This is a genomic window from Methanobrevibacter intestini, assembly GCF_047402955.1.
Taxonomy (GTDB): Archaea; Methanobacteriota; Methanobacteria; order Methanobacteriales; family Methanobacteriaceae; genus Methanocatella; species Methanocatella intestini.
This window is the reverse complement of sequence record NZ_CP187956.1, coordinates 369,770-384,260: the sequence shown is the minus strand read 5'-3', so window position 1 is coordinate 384,260 and position 14,491 is coordinate 369,770. Positions and strand designations below refer to the sequence as shown.

The 14,491-nt window shown below is 30.0% G+C and carries 15 protein-coding genes; 11 read left to right on the top strand and 4 right to left on the bottom strand.

What is annotated here, in order from left to right; genetic code table 11:
• The first annotated feature begins 70 nt into the window (after nt 1-70).
• The 5 genes from ACMC9J_RS01625 (at nt 71) to ACMC9J_RS01605 (ending at nt 5,197) form a co-directional block, all read left to right on the top strand.
• Nucleotides 71-781: an endonuclease III domain-containing protein gene (locus ACMC9J_RS01625; RefSeq protein WP_427003447.1), complete on the top strand. Its 711-nt coding sequence runs from the start codon at nt 71-73 to the stop codon at nt 779-781.
• Between the two features lie 46 nt (nt 782-827).
• A complete protein-coding gene (gene hemB / locus ACMC9J_RS01620; protein WP_019266972.1) occupies nt 828-1,829 on the top strand; it encodes a porphobilinogen synthase in 1,002 nt (333 codons plus the stop codon).
• Between the two features lie 9 nt (nt 1,830-1,838).
• Nucleotides 1,839-2,723, top strand: a complete 885-nt coding sequence (locus ACMC9J_RS01615) for a triphosphoribosyl-dephospho-CoA synthase (protein WP_427003446.1) — start codon at nt 1,839-1,841, stop codon at nt 2,721-2,723.
• A 155-nt stretch (nt 2,724-2,878) separates the two neighbouring features.
• Complete coding sequence (locus ACMC9J_RS01610; protein ID WP_019266974.1) at nt 2,879-4,423, top strand: phenylalanine--tRNA ligase subunit alpha; 1,545 nt, start codon at nt 2,879-2,881, stop codon at nt 4,421-4,423.
• Nucleotides 4,424-5,197, top strand: coding sequence for an exodeoxyribonuclease III (locus ACMC9J_RS01605; RefSeq protein WP_019265318.1), 774 nt, complete (start codon nt 4,424-4,426; stop codon nt 5,195-5,197).
• Here the strand turns inward: ACMC9J_RS01605 and ACMC9J_RS01600 are convergent.
• Both ACMC9J_RS01600 and ACMC9J_RS01595 read right to left on the bottom strand, forming a co-directional pair.
• The gene (locus tag ACMC9J_RS01600) at nt 5,192-5,893 is read right to left on the bottom strand and encodes a TIGR02253 family HAD-type hydrolase (RefSeq protein ID WP_019265319.1); all 702 of its coding nucleotides are present in this window, start codon (nt 5,891-5,893) and stop codon (nt 5,192-5,194) included. The two genes, ACMC9J_RS01605 and ACMC9J_RS01600, sit on opposite strands and share 6 nt — an antisense overlap.
• 38 nt (nt 5,894-5,931) lie before the next feature.
• Nucleotides 5,932-6,615: a DNA polymerase domain-containing protein gene (locus tag ACMC9J_RS01595; protein WP_019265320.1), complete on the bottom strand. Its 684-nt coding sequence runs from the start codon at nt 6,613-6,615 to the stop codon at nt 5,932-5,934.
• Nucleotides 6,616-6,837: 222 nt separating this feature from the next.
• Between ACMC9J_RS01595 and ACMC9J_RS01590 the strand changes: the two genes are divergently transcribed.
• The 6 genes from ACMC9J_RS01590 (at nt 6,838) to ACMC9J_RS01565 (ending at nt 13,002) form a co-directional block, all read left to right on the top strand.
• Nucleotides 6,838-7,185: a hypothetical protein gene (locus tag ACMC9J_RS01590; RefSeq protein ID WP_094516185.1), complete on the top strand. Its 348-nt coding sequence runs from the start codon at nt 6,838-6,840 to the stop codon at nt 7,183-7,185.
• Nucleotides 7,186-7,276: 91 nt separating this feature from the next.
• Complete coding sequence (locus tag ACMC9J_RS01585; RefSeq protein ID WP_427003445.1) at nt 7,277-9,889, top strand: hypothetical protein; 2,613 nt, start codon at nt 7,277-7,279, stop codon at nt 9,887-9,889.
• A gap of 4 nt (nt 9,890-9,893) precedes the next feature.
• Complete coding sequence (locus tag ACMC9J_RS01580; RefSeq protein WP_019266977.1) at nt 9,894-10,832, top strand: ABC transporter ATP-binding protein; 939 nt, start codon at nt 9,894-9,896, stop codon at nt 10,830-10,832.
• Nucleotides 10,833-10,838: 6 nt separating this feature from the next.
• On the top strand, nt 10,839-12,002 hold the full coding sequence (locus ACMC9J_RS01575; protein WP_019266978.1) for an ABC transporter permease: 1,164 nt from the start codon (nt 10,839-10,841) through the stop codon (nt 12,000-12,002).
• Nucleotides 12,003-12,020: 18 nt separating this feature from the next.
• Nucleotides 12,021-12,407 carry an adhesin gene (locus ACMC9J_RS01570; protein WP_400253741.1) on the top strand — a complete coding sequence of 129 codons (387 nt, stop codon included), beginning with the start codon at nt 12,021-12,023 and terminating at the stop codon, nt 12,405-12,407.
• Between the two features lie 217 nt (nt 12,408-12,624).
• Complete coding sequence (locus ACMC9J_RS01565; RefSeq protein WP_004033374.1) at nt 12,625-13,002, top strand: 30S ribosomal protein S8e; 378 nt, start codon at nt 12,625-12,627, stop codon at nt 13,000-13,002.
• A gap of 122 nt (nt 13,003-13,124) precedes the next feature.
• Here ACMC9J_RS01565 and ACMC9J_RS01560 read toward each other — a convergent pair whose 3' ends face one another.
• Together ACMC9J_RS01560 and ACMC9J_RS01555 are read right to left on the bottom strand one after the other, a co-directional pair.
• The gene (locus tag ACMC9J_RS01560) at nt 13,125-13,628 is read right to left on the bottom strand and encodes a hypothetical protein (RefSeq protein ID WP_427003444.1); all 504 of its coding nucleotides are present in this window, start codon (nt 13,626-13,628) and stop codon (nt 13,125-13,127) included.
• A complete protein-coding gene (locus tag ACMC9J_RS01555) occupies nt 13,621-14,241 on the bottom strand; it encodes an energy-coupling factor ABC transporter permease (RefSeq protein ID WP_427003443.1) in 621 nt (206 codons plus the stop codon). The genes ACMC9J_RS01560 and ACMC9J_RS01555 overlap by 8 nt, the downstream gene beginning before the upstream one ends.
• Nucleotides 14,242-14,491: the final 250 nt, after the last annotated feature.

Genomic DNA, 14,491 nt, shown 5'->3' with positions numbered 1-14,491 from the left:
TGTTTCTCCAATAAAAATCTTATATTCATAGTAATATAATATAAATTTAATAAATGTTTTGTTGAGTAGTATGAGTGAAAATAATATTAATCTGATTTATGACAAATTACTTAAGACATATTCCTATCAGGGATGGTGGCCTATTATAGGTTATGACGGCTCAAATCCCACTAAAACAGGTGCTGTTAAAGGTTATCATCCAAATGATTATAGTTTTCCAAGAAATTCGAAAGAGCAGTTTGAAATTATAATGGGGTCTGTTCTGACTCAGAACACTTCCTGGCCTTCAGTAGAAAAAGCATTAAATAATCTAAGTCTTTTAAGTGATTTTTCAGCTGAAAATATTCTTGAACTGGCTAATTCCTGTGAAGATGAATTTAAAAAAGCTATTCGCCCTGCAGGTTATTTTAATCAGAAATTTAATTATCTTAAAAATATTGCCAAATTTTATATTTCTTTAGATGGTGAAATTCCTTCCAGAAAAGAAGTTTTAGCAGTTAAGGGAGTAGGTAATGAAACAGCAGATTCTATTTTACTTTTTGCATATAAACAAAAGCAATTTAAAGTGGATGCCTATACTAAAAGGATATTTTCTTATTTGGGATATTTTGATGAAAAAGAAAAGTATATGAATATTAAAAAATTATTTGAAGATAGTTTTAATGGAGATGTTAATGCATATCAGGAGTATCATGCATTGATTGTTGAGCATGGAAAAAATTACTATCTAAAAAAGCCTTACGGGATTGAAGATACGCTTTTAAGTGAATTTAAAATATGATAAATATTAAGTGTAATATTTTACTAATAATTATGTAGGTGAAAAAATGGTATTTCCAGTTACAAGAATGAGAAGATATAGAAAAAACTCTAAAATCAGAGATATTGTTCGTGAAACTAAATTGGACAAAGAAGATTTGATTTATCCTATTTTTTTCAAAGAAGAACTTGAAGGTGATGAAAAAGAACCTATTGAATCAATGCCTGGAGAATACAGGTATTCTTTAAATGCAGGTATTGAATTTGCAAAACAATTGGAAGAAAAAGGTTTAAAATCAATTATTGTCTTTGGAGTTCCATTACCTGAAAGTAAAGATGAAGTGGCTAGTCCGGATTACTCATCTACAGGAATAGTTCAAAGAGCAATTCGCGAACTTAAAAAACAGACAGATCTTGTTGTTATCGGTGATGTATGTTTATGCCAATACACTTCTCACGGACACTGCGGATTAATTAAAGAAAATGACGATACTGACGACGGAGTGGAAATATTAAATGATGAATCATTGAAATACATTGCTAAAGTAGCTGTTTCTTATGCTAAAGCTGGTGTAGATATAGTGGCTCCTTCTGATATGATGGATGGCAGAGTGGATGCTATCAGAACTGCATTGGATGAAAATGGATTTTATAATGTTATGATTATGTCATATTCAGCAAAATATGCATCTGCATTTTATGAACCATTTAGAGCAGCAGCTGATTCATCACCAACTTGCGGAAACCGTAAAAGTTATCAGATGGATCCTGCAAATGCCTTAGAAGCAATTAGGGAATGTGAACTTGATGTTATTGAAGGTGCTGACTTTTTAATGGTTAAACCTGCTTTACCTTACCTGGATATTATTAAAACAATCAGAGAAGAATTTACACTACCTTTAGTTAGCTATAATGTAAGTGGGGAATACTCAATGATTATGGCAGCTATTGAAAAAGGATTTTTAACTGAAAATGCAATTTTAGAAAGTTTAATCTCTATTAAAAGAGCAGGATCAGACCTGATAATCACTAACTTTGCATCATATGTGCTTTTAAATGATTTGCTTTAAGTTGATATTATGGATTCAAAAACAATAGCTAAAATAGCTCAAATAGCTTCAGCATTAGAAGTAAGTGGATATCCAAAGCCTGGAAATGTTCATAGAACCCGTGATTTTGAAGATATGGAATTTGAAGACTTTATAATAAGTGGAATTGTAATTGGGGATACTATTGAAAAAGCAACTTCAAAAGTCAATAAAAACTGTCTTCAGAATGCAAAGTTAGGTAAATACATATTGGATGCTGTAAAAGAAACAGATAAATGGATAGCTAATAATACAAATCTTGGAATTGTAATGATGATTACTCCAATAGCCTGTGGGGCAGCTATCAGTGATGATTTTTCTCAGCTTAGAAAAAATACTTCTCAATTAATGGAAGCAACTACTGTGGAAGATGCAGTGGATTTGTATGATGCAATTAACATTGCAGATGCCGGCGGAATGGGTGATCAGGATGAGTATGATGTAGCTAGTGAAAATGCAAAAGAAGAATTAAGGGCAAATAAACAAACTATGTTTGATGTTTTAGAGATTTCTGCACCATGGGACAGATTAGCTAATGAAATGACTACGGGAATGCCTGTTGTTTTTGAAAAAGGTTATCCGACTTACCGTGATTTGAGAAAAACCATGAAAGCTAATGATGCATGTGTTTTAACCTTTTTAACTATTTTATCTGAAATTCCGGATACTTTAATTTCAAGAAAATATGGTGACAAAAAAGCCAGTGAGGTTTCATCTCATGCTAAGGAATTGCTTTTATTTAAGGGTGATGGCAGTTTTTCAGATAAATTAAATGAATTTGATAATTATTTATATGAAAACAAATTAAATCCCGGAACTACTGCTGATTTAACTGCAGCTTCTATTTTTGTCAGCTATCTGGAATCATATTTCTAAATACTTTTTTTCTTTTTTTATTATCTTCAAAGCCCATATTTAAATTAAAATATTTCTTTTCCAATTCCTCTTTTTAAATAAAAGCTATTTTTAGCTAACATTTATAAATTCTATTTACATATATTATAATATTATTTATTATTTAAGGTGTTTAAATGAGTGGGGATATTAAAAAAACCATTAGTGAATTACATATTTATGAGAAAAAACTTTTAAAAGAATTGGAAACTAATCCTGATGCAACTCCTGAGGAAATAGCTAAAAATACGCAAATGGATATTAAATCTGTTATGAGTGCAGCAGGTTCCCTTGCTTCTAAGGATATTATTGAAGTGGATAAGGATGTTGAAGAAGTTATTTCTTTAACTGATAATGGAAATGAATATGCAGATGGGGGACTTCCAGAACGTAAAATCCTTAAAGTATTGTCTTCCAAAAAAGAAATGAACATGGGAGATTTAGCTAAAGATGCTAATATTGATAAAAAAGAAACTAACATAGCTATTGGCTGGTTAGTTCGTAAAAATTGGGCTAAAATCAATAAAGGCATTGTAACTATTACTGAACATGGTCAGGAATCCTTTAAAATATTAGGAACTGATGAAAAGTTATTAAAACATTTGCAGGAAGCTAAAAATTCTATTAAAAGTAATTTACCTCCTGAATTATTAGACGGATTTAAAAAACTTAATGACAGGAAAAATATTTTAAATATTAAAAAGAACACCTCACACTCTTTTAAAATATTAGATAAAGGTGAAGCTATATTAAATGAAGGTTTCACTATTCAAAAACAAGCTACTCAATTAACACACCAACAATTAAAAGACGGGGAATGGAAAGATTTAGAATACCGTCCTTATGATATTAATGCTGAAGCTCCAAAAATTTTCCCAGGTAAAAAACATCCTTTAAGGGAAATTATTGATGAAATCAGAGAAATCTTTTTAAACATGGGATTCAGTGAGGAAAATGGTTCTATTGTAGCTTCTGCATTCTGGAACTTTGATTCTTTATTCCAGCCTCAAGATCATGCAGCCCGTGAAATGCAGGATACTTTTTATGTTAAAAATCCTTTGACATGTGATTTGCCGGATCAGAAATTAGTTGATGAAACTGCTGAAATTCATAATACCGGTGGAGACACAGGTTCTACAGGATGGCAATATGACTGGGATGAGGATGTTGCAAGACAAACAGTTTTAAGAACACATACAACTGGAATCTCAACAAGATATTTATATGAGCATGAAGCTCCGTTTAAAATGTTTTCTGTAGGTAGGGTATTTAGAAGAGAAACTATTACTTATAAACATTTGCCGGAGTTCCATCAGGTAGAAGGGCTTGTTGGCGGTGAAGGTGTTAACTATCAAAACTTAATGGGCTTTTTAAAAGAATTTTATAAAAAATTAGGTTTTGAAGTTAGATTCAGACCTGCTTACTTCCCATACACTTATTTGTCTACTGAATGTGAAGTTTACCTTGAAGATAAGGAAAGCTGGATTGAACTTGGAGGTTCTGGAATGTTTAGACCTGAAGTTCTTAAACCGTTAGGTGTAGATGTTCCTGTTCTTGCGTTTGGTTTAGGTATTGAAAGATTAGCTATGATTAGATATGATATTTCTGATATTCGTATGCTTTATAAAAGTGATATTAAATGGCTTCGTGAATTGCCTACAACAAATGGAGTTAGGTTATAAATGTCAGTTAAGCTCGTTTCTTGGAATGTAAATGGTATCAGAGCAGCCAGTAAAAAGCCAGAGTTTTGGGATTGGTTTAGTAATACTAATGCAGATATTATTAATTTTCAGGAAGTTAGAGCTACTGAAGATTCAATACCTGAAAAGTTAACCAATGTCAGTGGATTTAACTCTTATTTTAATGAAGCTGAAAAGAAAGGATATAGCGGTGTCGGCACATTTTCCAAAATCAAACCTGAAAATGTTATTAGAGGTTTGGGAGTTGAAGCACTGGATAAGGAAGGTCGTGTACTTAGACTTGAATATAGTGATTTTACTCTTTTCAATATTTATTTTCCAAATAGTGGAATGAATGCTAAAAGGTTAGACTATAAAATAGACTTCTGTAATGCTTTGCTTGATTTACTTGAAGATTTAAAAAATCAGGGTCAGAATTTAATCATTACTGGTGATGTCAATATAGCTCATAATCCGATTGATGTTTATAATCCGGATAATTGTGAAGGTAAATCAGGTTATCTTATTGAAGAACGTGAATGGTTAGATGATTTGCTGGCTAGCGGTTTTGTTGATACTTTCAGAATGTTTGATAATTCTGGAGATAATTTTACCTGGTGGAGTTATAGAACTCGTGCAAGAGACCGTAATGCCGGCTGGAGACTGGATTATTTCTTTGTAAATGAAGAATTTAAAAATAAAGTAAAATCAGCAACCATAAAAGATGATGTTTTTGGTTCTGATCATTGTCCGGTTACTTTGGAACTGGATTTATAATATTGTATTCACATCACCGATATTTTCAATAATGGTGATATCTAACTGTTCTTTTCTGATGTATGTTCTGTCTTCTTCTGTAACATCTGAATTAACAAGTATTGCACTCATTCCGGCATTCACGGCTCCAAGTGCATCTTCTTTAAATTTATTTCCAATCATTATTGATTTTTCAGGATCACCATTCATTTTTCTTAGAGCTACATCAAAGATTAATTTATCTGGTTTTTTTGCCCCTACTTCTTCAGAGGTGATTACAGCATCAAAAAAAGAGTACACATTAAGTCTTACTAATTTCTCCCATTGTTTGATTGTAATTCCATTGGAAATAACACCTAAACGATATCCTTGGCTTTTAAGATAAATTAGTGTGTCAATAGTTTCGGCAAATGGTCTTAAAAGAGCTATTTTAACATTATGGTAAGTTATCATACCTAATGCTACAAGCATAGGGTCTTCATGACCTAAAACTACTTCTGTTAAAATATTAAAGTGCTTGCCGTAATTTGAACCTTTTTGTCTTATAATAGTTTTTAAAACACCATAAGCTTCATCTTTATCTAATGGAAGTCCATTGTCTACCATTAATTCAATAGCTGCTTTTCTTGCGGTTTGTGCAAATGTTGATGTGTCAAGTAAAGTATCATCTACATCAAAAAATACAACACGGTCATCATCAGGGTTATTATGCATCATTATATTTACCTATTATTTTAGTCTTATTTAAAGTTTTATTAGAAAAATGCATCTAAACTTGTTTGTTTTTCTCCTTGTGCTAAATCTTCCAAATCTTGTTTTGTGTAGCCTAATGAGTACATTATTCTTCCAATAGCTGGAATCATCTGATTATTTATGTAGTAATCTCTGTCATATTCCAATCCTTCGCTATAGTCATAAGGAACTGCTCTTTGGCTAATTGAACCTTTTCCTTTTATGATTACATATTGGATAATTGTTCCTTTAGTTATTTTAATTCCATGTTCTTCCATTTTTTTAGCTGCAATTACATGAGGGCCTATTTGTTTGTATTCATTTAAAGGTTTTGTGATTTGTGTGTGTATTATCAGTTCTTTTCCTTCAATTTTTCCACTTTTTAGTCTTTTTAAAACTTTTTTAACGGTATTAATTGCTTTTTTGGTGTTTCCTTCTTTCAGTATGTCTTTCAGTATGTCTTTTTGTGTTTGTTTAACAATTGGTGCCCAGTCTCTTCTGACTAATTCCAGACCTTTTGCTATGATTTCACCATCTTCAATAACTGCATATCTTTTTTTACTTACAAAAAATCCTCTTCTGTAGAATCCTTCATATTCCAATTCCATAACTTCCGGAAGTGTTGCATTAAGATTGGTTATGAATTTCTGAGCTTGATTTTTAATTTCAGCTTCCAATTCCAGCTGTTCTTTTGTTTCTTTTGGCAATTTTTTTACACCAATTTTATTTTAGTTATTTATTATTATTGCTTTGATAATTTAAATTGTTATTGTTTTGAAATATTTAATTGAGTTAATGTTGTTTGTTTTAGAAATATTGCTTTAAAAATTATTTATTTACTTAAAAAATACTTATAATTTCTTTTCAAATGCTCTTCTTGGTTAATTATTTATTTTATAAGATTATAACAATAAGTAAGGTGATATGTTATGAAAACTCAAAGATTAATTTCCAGCTATGATGAAATAAATGATATTTTCTGTGGGAAAATAGATGGTAAAAATGGCTATTTTGCAAATTATGCAATGAATAAAGGAATTTTTATAAATATTGATAAAAATGGATGTCCAGTATCTGTTTTTATAGATAATGCATCTGATATTTTAAATGTTAAAAAAGAAATTTTAGAAGAATCTGATATTAAAATTGGTATTGGCTGTGATGGTCTTTCAATATACTTTGATATCTTTGTAAATGGAGTAAAAATTTATAATAATGAATTTGAAAATACTTATGGGATTCCAGATCTTAATTTTTTATTAGATAGTAATTATTAAAAGGAATAATACTTCCTTTTTTTATTATCATATATATTTATAATTTATTTTTAATATACTATTAATTGAGTAAATTAATAAATGTGAGAGAATGAATAAAAAAATTATATTTTTTTGGTCTTTGTTTTTATTATTGATTATTCCGATAGCATCAGCTAATGATGCTTCCGAATGGTATGTAGGAACAAATACAACAATTGATGGTGACGGATCACAGGAAAATCCATTTAATAATATGGATTTGGCTTTAAGTTATGCATCAGATAATGACACTGTTTATGTTAATGAAGGAACTTATACTGGAGCTAAAAATACTAATTTAACAATAAACCATGAATTAACTATTCAGGGAATGGGTAATGTAGTATTTGACGGCAATAAATCCAGCAGGATTTTTAATGTTGCCTGTGATAATGTAGTTTTAAATGGATTAACTTTTATTAACGGCAATGGCAGTCTGGAATATGGCGGTGCAATATGCTGGGGTGGAAATAATGGTTTAATTTCCAATTCTGTTTTTGAAAACAATTATGTAGATAAACTTAACTATTCCTATGGTGGGGCCGTTAGTGTATCTAAAGATGCTAAATTGACAATTGATAATTCTACTTTTAAAAATAACATTGCTTATGGTGGAGGAGCTATAGATAGTGAAGGAAAACTGAATGTTGTAAACTGTTATTTTGAAAAAAATACAGCTGTCAATCGTGATGGCGGAGCTATTTCCAATGTTGGAATACTTAAAGTAAGCAACTCTACTTTTGTGAATAATTTTGCATCAAGAAACGGTGGAGCTATTAAAAATATAAATGGTAATTTAAAAGTAAGCAATTCTGTTTTTATAGCAAATCGTGCTGACGGAGTTTATAAAGACTGCTATGGTGGAGCTATCTATCAGTGGGATTGTGCCGATATGGAAATTTACAATTCATCATTTGTTGACAATTATGCAGCAAGAGGTGCAGGAGCTATATTTTCACATAGTGGATATATGGGAGGTTCAGCTTCCGTATTTGCCTATGGGTGCGAATTTATTAATAATTCAGATGTAGACAATGCTATAACTTTAATAGCTACTTCCTGTAATGTATCTAACTCCGTATTTATCAATGATACGGTATACAGCAATTTTACGAAAGTGTACTTTGACAATAACTGGTGGGGGTGCAATAATCCTAATTGGGCATCTACATTAGTTAATATTTTAGTTCCTAAAAGTTTTGCAGTTTTAAATTTCACTGCCAATCCTGAAACTGTTGAAGTCAATGAAAAGATTACTTTAAAGGCTGATTTAGTTTGGAATAAAACTGCAGTACATGCAGATGTTCCTTTAAGAGCTATTAAATTAAATGCAACTGGCGGAGTTTTAGAAAACAATAACGGTACTTTGGATTTCACTACAACATTTAAAAGCAGTGTTGAAAATGATTATACTGTCTATGCATATGTTGACAATGAAATTCAGAAAGTTAATGTTAATGTTAAAAATATTGCAAGTATTTTAACAGTTCCTGATGTTGAAATGTATTATCATGACGGAACTAAATTAATCATTAAACTAACTGACAAAACAGGAAAAGCATTAGCTAATAAAAATGTCACTGTTACAATTAACGGAGTTACTATGAATCGTGTAACTGATGAAAAAGGTATTGTTGCAATGTCTATTAATTTAGTTAGCAATATTTACAATGTTACAACCTGTTATATGGAAGATAACATTACAGTTAATTCTATTTTAAATGTCAAATCAACTATTTCAAGTTCTGACATAGTTAAAATATTTAGAAATGAAACCCAGTACAGCGCCAAATTTGTAGATGCTAAAGGTAATTTACTTACCAATGCTAATGTTACATTTAATATTAACGGAGTCTTTTATACCAAAACAACTAATGATAAGGGAATAGCTGGTTTGAATATTAGATTATATCCAGGAAACTATATTATTACGGCTATAAATCCTGTTAATGGTGAACAAATAGGAAACAAGGTAATTGTTAAACCGAATATTGCAGATAATAAAGAACTTGTAAAATACTTTAGAAATGCTTCACAATATTCAGTTAAATTACTTAATAATGACGGCAGTGTTGCTGTGGAAGGTGAAAAAGTAATATTTAATATTAATGGAGTCTTTTACACTAAAGCAACCAATGCATCAGGTATAGCTACTTTAAATATTAATTTAAACCCTGGAAAATACATTGTCACTGCAATTTACAAAGAGTGCATGGTTTCCAATAATATTACTGTTTTACCAACAGTAATTGCCAAAGACGGAAATATAACTCAGGGAAATTCTTTTGTAGCAACTGTTGTTGATGGATGCGGAAATCCTTTAGCTAATCAAAGTGTTACTTTCAATATTAACGGAGTATTTTACAATAAAGTATCTAATGACAAAGGTAAAGCCAGTTTGAATATTAGATTAAATCCGGGTGAATATATTATTTCTACTTATTGTAATGATTGTGTAATATCTAATAGGATTTTAGTTATGGCTCCACAGGAGAATAATGTTCCTATTGCTGTTACACATACAGTAAATTCTGTTCTTAAGGAATATGATGACGGATATTATGCGGGCACTCCATTTTTAAATGGTGATAATTATCATGCATATATCTATGATGAAAAGGGGGCTGTTGCAGATGTTATAGAAATTAATCCTCTTACTGGTCAAATTATTGGGAGAGGTTAAAATAATGTCTGATGCTGTAATTGAATTGCAAAATGTCGTTAAAAAATATGATAAGATTGCAGTTGTAAATAATCTGTCTTTAGAAGTTAAAAAAGGTGAAATATTTGGATTTTTAGGTCCAAACGGTGCTGGAAAAAGCACGTCGATTAATATGATGGTAGGATTATTAAAACCTACAAGTGGAAATATATTATTTAATGGAAAGGATTCTTCATATCTTGATGAAAAAGAAATAGGAATTTGTCCGCAGGATGTTGTATTATGGAACAATCTAACTTGCTTTGAAAATTTGTACATGATAGGAAAAATGTATGATATTCCAAAAAAGACTTTAAAAGAAAGGATACTGGTAATTCTTGAAAAATTACATCTGACAGATAAAAAAGATGAATTGGTGTCCTCTTTATCGGGAGGAATGAAACGTAGAATGAATATAGCTATGGCTACTATTCATAATCCATCTGTTGTTGTTTTGGACGAACCATCAGAAGGTTTGGATCCACAGTCTAGAAGATTGCTGTGGGATTATATTCTCCATCAAAAGGAATTAGGCCATACGGTTATTTTAACTACTCATTTAATGGATGAAGCAGATATGTTAAGTGACAGGGTAGCTATTATTGACCATGGTCAATTATTAAAATTAGACACTCCAAAGAAATTAAAACAAATAATTGGTAATGGAGACACTGTTCAACTTGAATTAGATAATTCTGAAGACAATACTAAAATTATCAATAAACTTAAAAGTATTGCTGATTTAAACAATATCTTTGAAGCTGATGAAAAAATAATTCTTGTTTTGTTGGATGCAGTTAAAAAACTTCCGGATATAATACATTTGGTTGAAAGTAATGATTCTAAAATAGTAGATATTAGCATACGTCAAAATACTTTGGAAGATGTATTTATTGAGTTAACAGGAAGACAATTAAGAGAGTGAGTTAAAATGAAAATATTTGATATCGTCCAATTAAATTTTAAACAGTTAATTAGAGATAAGAAAAACTTATTCTTCTTATTATTGTTTCCTGCAGTATTCATGTTAATATTCGGTATCGGTTTTGGAGATAATGTGGAAAGTGATGTGGATATAGCTGTCATTAATCATGACAATGCATCTGGGGTTAATTTAGGAAATGAATTGGTTGGAGTAATTAAAGACTTTAATTCCAGCGAAAATGAAAGTTTATTTACAGTTCATGAGGTTAGCAGTGAAGATAAGGCTCAAAAAATGCTGGAAAACGGATCTGTTTCTACAATTCTGATTATTCCTCAAGGTTTTACTAGTGATATGGGAAATAATATGTCTAGTTTAGGGGAGATTGTAATTAAAGGAAATCCGATTGATGCAGATTATGGTATTGGAAGTAGTGTTATTTCAGGAATTGTTTCAGAATTCTCTAAACAAATTATAAATAAGGTTGCAGGTCAAACTATTCCGGAAATTGAGCTAAAATATGAAGACTTGAATATTTCTTCATCTTCTACCTTTGATTTATATGCACCAGGTTTGATTGTATTTGCAATTTTAATGACTATAACGGTAGTTGCTTCTAATGTAGCTACTGAAGAAGAAAGTGGAATGATTAAACGTTTGAGACTTTCTAAAATGAAAACAAGAGATTATGTACTTGGAAATTTAATTTCATGGTCTTTTGTAGGTGTCATTCAGGTAATTATAATGCTTTTGGTAGCTATTTTAGTTGGATTTAAATGGGAAGGGGGAATTTATACTTTATTCCTGGCCTGTATTGTAGGTATTGTAACTACATTTTCTTCAGTAGCTGTTGCTTTGATAATTGTAGCTTTATCAAAAAATGCAAAACAGGCTTCAAGTATTTCTCCAATTATTGCTGTTCCATTAAGTTTTATCGCAGGAGCATTTATTCCATTACCTGATTGTGTTATAGCTACTATAAATAATCAGCAAATACAGATTTATGAGATTTTACCTTGGAATCAGGCAATTACTGCAATTCGTCAGGTTCTGACTTATGGCCAGGGTTTAGATGCAATAGTTATGAACCTAATAATTATATTAATAATGGGAATTATATTATTAGGTATAAGTATTCTATTGTTTAATAGAAAAATTTCACGGGAAAATTAATTTAAGGTTTGGTTTATTATGGATAAAGAGAATGTGATTTATATTTGCATTATTATTGTAGCATTAGTTGCTTTAGCTATTGTTTCAATTTATGCATTAGAATATTCTCAGGAAAAAACTAATTTGAAGATTATGAGTGATTCTAATTTACATAATGGTGATTCATTTACTTTAAGATTAAGTGATGCTTATAATAAACCAATTAACAATAAATCTGTTGAAATTATTGTAACTGATGTATTAGGTGAAAAAAACAGTTTTAATGTTACAACAGATGCTTGTGGGGAAAATACCTTTGGAATAAATGTTACTCCTGGAATATATTCATTTGATTGTGTTTTTTCAGGTGACAGCAATTATAAACAATCTAGTACATCACAAAACATTTCAGTTTGTGATTACTAGATAATTTCTTTTTTAGAAAAATCCAAATTTTTCTTATTTTGAAAGGCAAATAAAACATTTATATATAATGAAAGAGTAATATTTTATTATCATTATTCTTTAAGACTCTTTATTGCTCTCAAGATTTAAATTGTTATTTATCTTCTTGTCACAACAGTTTAAATGAAAGAGGCTTAATGACGCGATTATTATTTAATTATATTTATTAGGTGAAATAATGGCAATTTCTCAAGGAAAATCAACTAGATTACCATCTGGTGCAAGGAATGTTGCAAACCGTGGAAAAAGGAAAGCTGAATTAGGTAGAGATCCAGCTGAAACTAGAGTAGATGAAAAAAGATTGAAAAAAATCAGAACCCGTGGAGGAAACGAAAAACTCAGATTAGCTACTGCTAATAAAATGAATTTAACTGATCCTGCTACTGGTAAATCCCAAGTTGTAGATGTTTTAGGTGTAATTGAAAACTCTGCAAACCCAAACTACGTAAGAAGGAACATCATTACCAAAGGTGCTATTGTAGAAACTCCTGAAGGTAATGCAAAAGTAACCTCTAGGCCTGGTCAAGACGGTGTACTTAACGGAATTTTAATTTAAATAATTTATTTTATTTAAATTTACTTTTTTTACTAAAATTAGAAGATTAGCTTGTAAAATTTCTTTTTATACTTATTTTAGATTTATACTTTATTTTTTAAAAAAAGGAGTTAAAGGAATTTTCATTCCTTATTTTTTCTTTTCATTAAAAGCACTCCAATTGGCGCACCAATAAGAATACCTATTATTAATCCAATGAATAACGGCACAGCAAATGAACTTTGAGATTCTTCAGTTTGTATTGGTGCATTCATTATTTTATTTAATCCGTCTTCTATAGTATCATTGTTAACATTGTCAACTACAATAACCCTATCAGATACTTCGGAATGTTTCTTTAAAAATTCATTTCCACTATCCTGATAAGCTATCATTAATATGCGTTTGTTTGTGTTGTTTACAGTATGTTCTAAAATATGTTCTACATCAGCCTGTGAAGTAAATTTATAAACACTGATGTTCATTCCATTTGAATCAGCTATGTCTTTAGCTAGCTGTCCGTTTGTTTCATCTGCAATAACCATTGTATCGGCAGTTACATCAACTCCATGTCCGTATACAGCAGATATGATTAAAGGTATTAATAAAATTATAATTAAATATTTTTTATTCATAGTATCACTCATTAATCCTCATTATTTCAGGTTTCATAGTTTTAATTGCACTTATAATCACTACATTTGCAGCTCCTTCAATTATTGATATAAACAAGTAAAATGGGAGCAATGTTGCAAGTAATGCGTTTAAACTCATAGTTCTAGATATTAATAATATAATTATTTGTCCAAGTGTTGCAAATATAATTCCAATTACTGTTCCTCCAAATATTGCAAACTTTTCATTTAAGTCTTTAAATAAATTGTAGAAAAAGTATGTTGTTATAGATATTATAAAGCCTATTACTATAAAATTAGCTCCGAGAGAAGTTAATCCACCCATATTCAATGCTAATGCCTGTATAATTAAACTTATAAATGCAACTATACTTGAGGAATGTGGTCCTAATATAATTGCAATTAATGGAATTAAAAAGAAATGAATCGGAACACCGAGAGGTGAAGGAATAGACAGTGATGTAATGATTACTGTAAATACACTAAAAATAGCCATTGAAACAATTTTCTTGTCTTTTTGACTGTCTTTTTGAAATTTATAGAAACATATTGCCATAATTAATATTGTTAAAATCCAGTAGATAAGTGCCTGGTCTATAGTTATTATTCCATCGGGTATATGCATTATATCACTTTTTCATTTATATTCTTATATATTTAAAGGTAATATGTATTTAAGACTTTTTATTACTTTTTTGCCATTTTTCATTGAAAAGTATTACTTTTTAAACATTTTAATTAACTGAATATTATTTATTAGTAGTTTGTTAATATATTCAGTATTACTTTTGATTAAATTATATTTTGATTAAATTGCAGAAGTTTTAACGAATTTTATAATTATTGTTTTGTTGTCGGGTCTTTAAAATTGATTT

Coding starts and splice junctions, on each gene's coding strand:
- ACMC9J_RS01565 (WP_004033374.1), top strand. CDS start 12,625: ATGGCAATTTCTCAAGGAAAATCAACTAGATTACCATCTGGTGCAAGG.
- hemB (WP_019266972.1), top strand. CDS start 828: ATGGTATTTCCAGTTACAAGAATGAGAAGATATAGAAAAAACTCTAAA.
- ACMC9J_RS01605 (WP_019265318.1), top strand. CDS start 4,424: ATGTCAGTTAAGCTCGTTTCTTGGAATGTAAATGGTATCAGAGCAGCC.
- ACMC9J_RS01615 (WP_427003446.1), top strand. CDS start 1,839: ATGGATTCAAAAACAATAGCTAAAATAGCTCAAATAGCTTCAGCATTA.
- ACMC9J_RS01560 (WP_427003444.1), bottom strand. CDS start 13,628: ATGAGTGATACTATGAATAAAAAATATTTAATTATAATTTTATTAATA.
- ACMC9J_RS01610 (WP_019266974.1), top strand. CDS start 2,879: ATGAGTGGGGATATTAAAAAAACCATTAGTGAATTACATATTTATGAG.
- ACMC9J_RS01570 (WP_400253741.1), top strand. CDS start 12,021: ATGGATAAAGAGAATGTGATTTATATTTGCATTATTATTGTAGCATTA.
- ACMC9J_RS01590 (WP_094516185.1), top strand. CDS start 6,838: ATGAAAACTCAAAGATTAATTTCCAGCTATGATGAAATAAATGATATT.
- ACMC9J_RS01580 (WP_019266977.1), top strand. CDS start 9,894: ATGTCTGATGCTGTAATTGAATTGCAAAATGTCGTTAAAAAATATGAT.
- ACMC9J_RS01600 (WP_019265319.1), bottom strand. CDS start 5,893: ATGATGCATAATAACCCTGATGATGACCGTGTTGTATTTTTTGATGTA.
- ACMC9J_RS01555 (WP_427003443.1), bottom strand. CDS start 14,241: ATGCATATACCCGATGGAATAATAACTATAGACCAGGCACTTATCTAC.
- ACMC9J_RS01625 (WP_427003447.1), top strand. CDS start 71: ATGAGTGAAAATAATATTAATCTGATTTATGACAAATTACTTAAGACA.
- ACMC9J_RS01575 (WP_019266978.1), top strand. CDS start 10,839: ATGAAAATATTTGATATCGTCCAATTAAATTTTAAACAGTTAATTAGA.
- ACMC9J_RS01585 (WP_427003445.1), top strand. CDS start 7,277: ATGAATAAAAAAATTATATTTTTTTGGTCTTTGTTTTTATTATTGATT.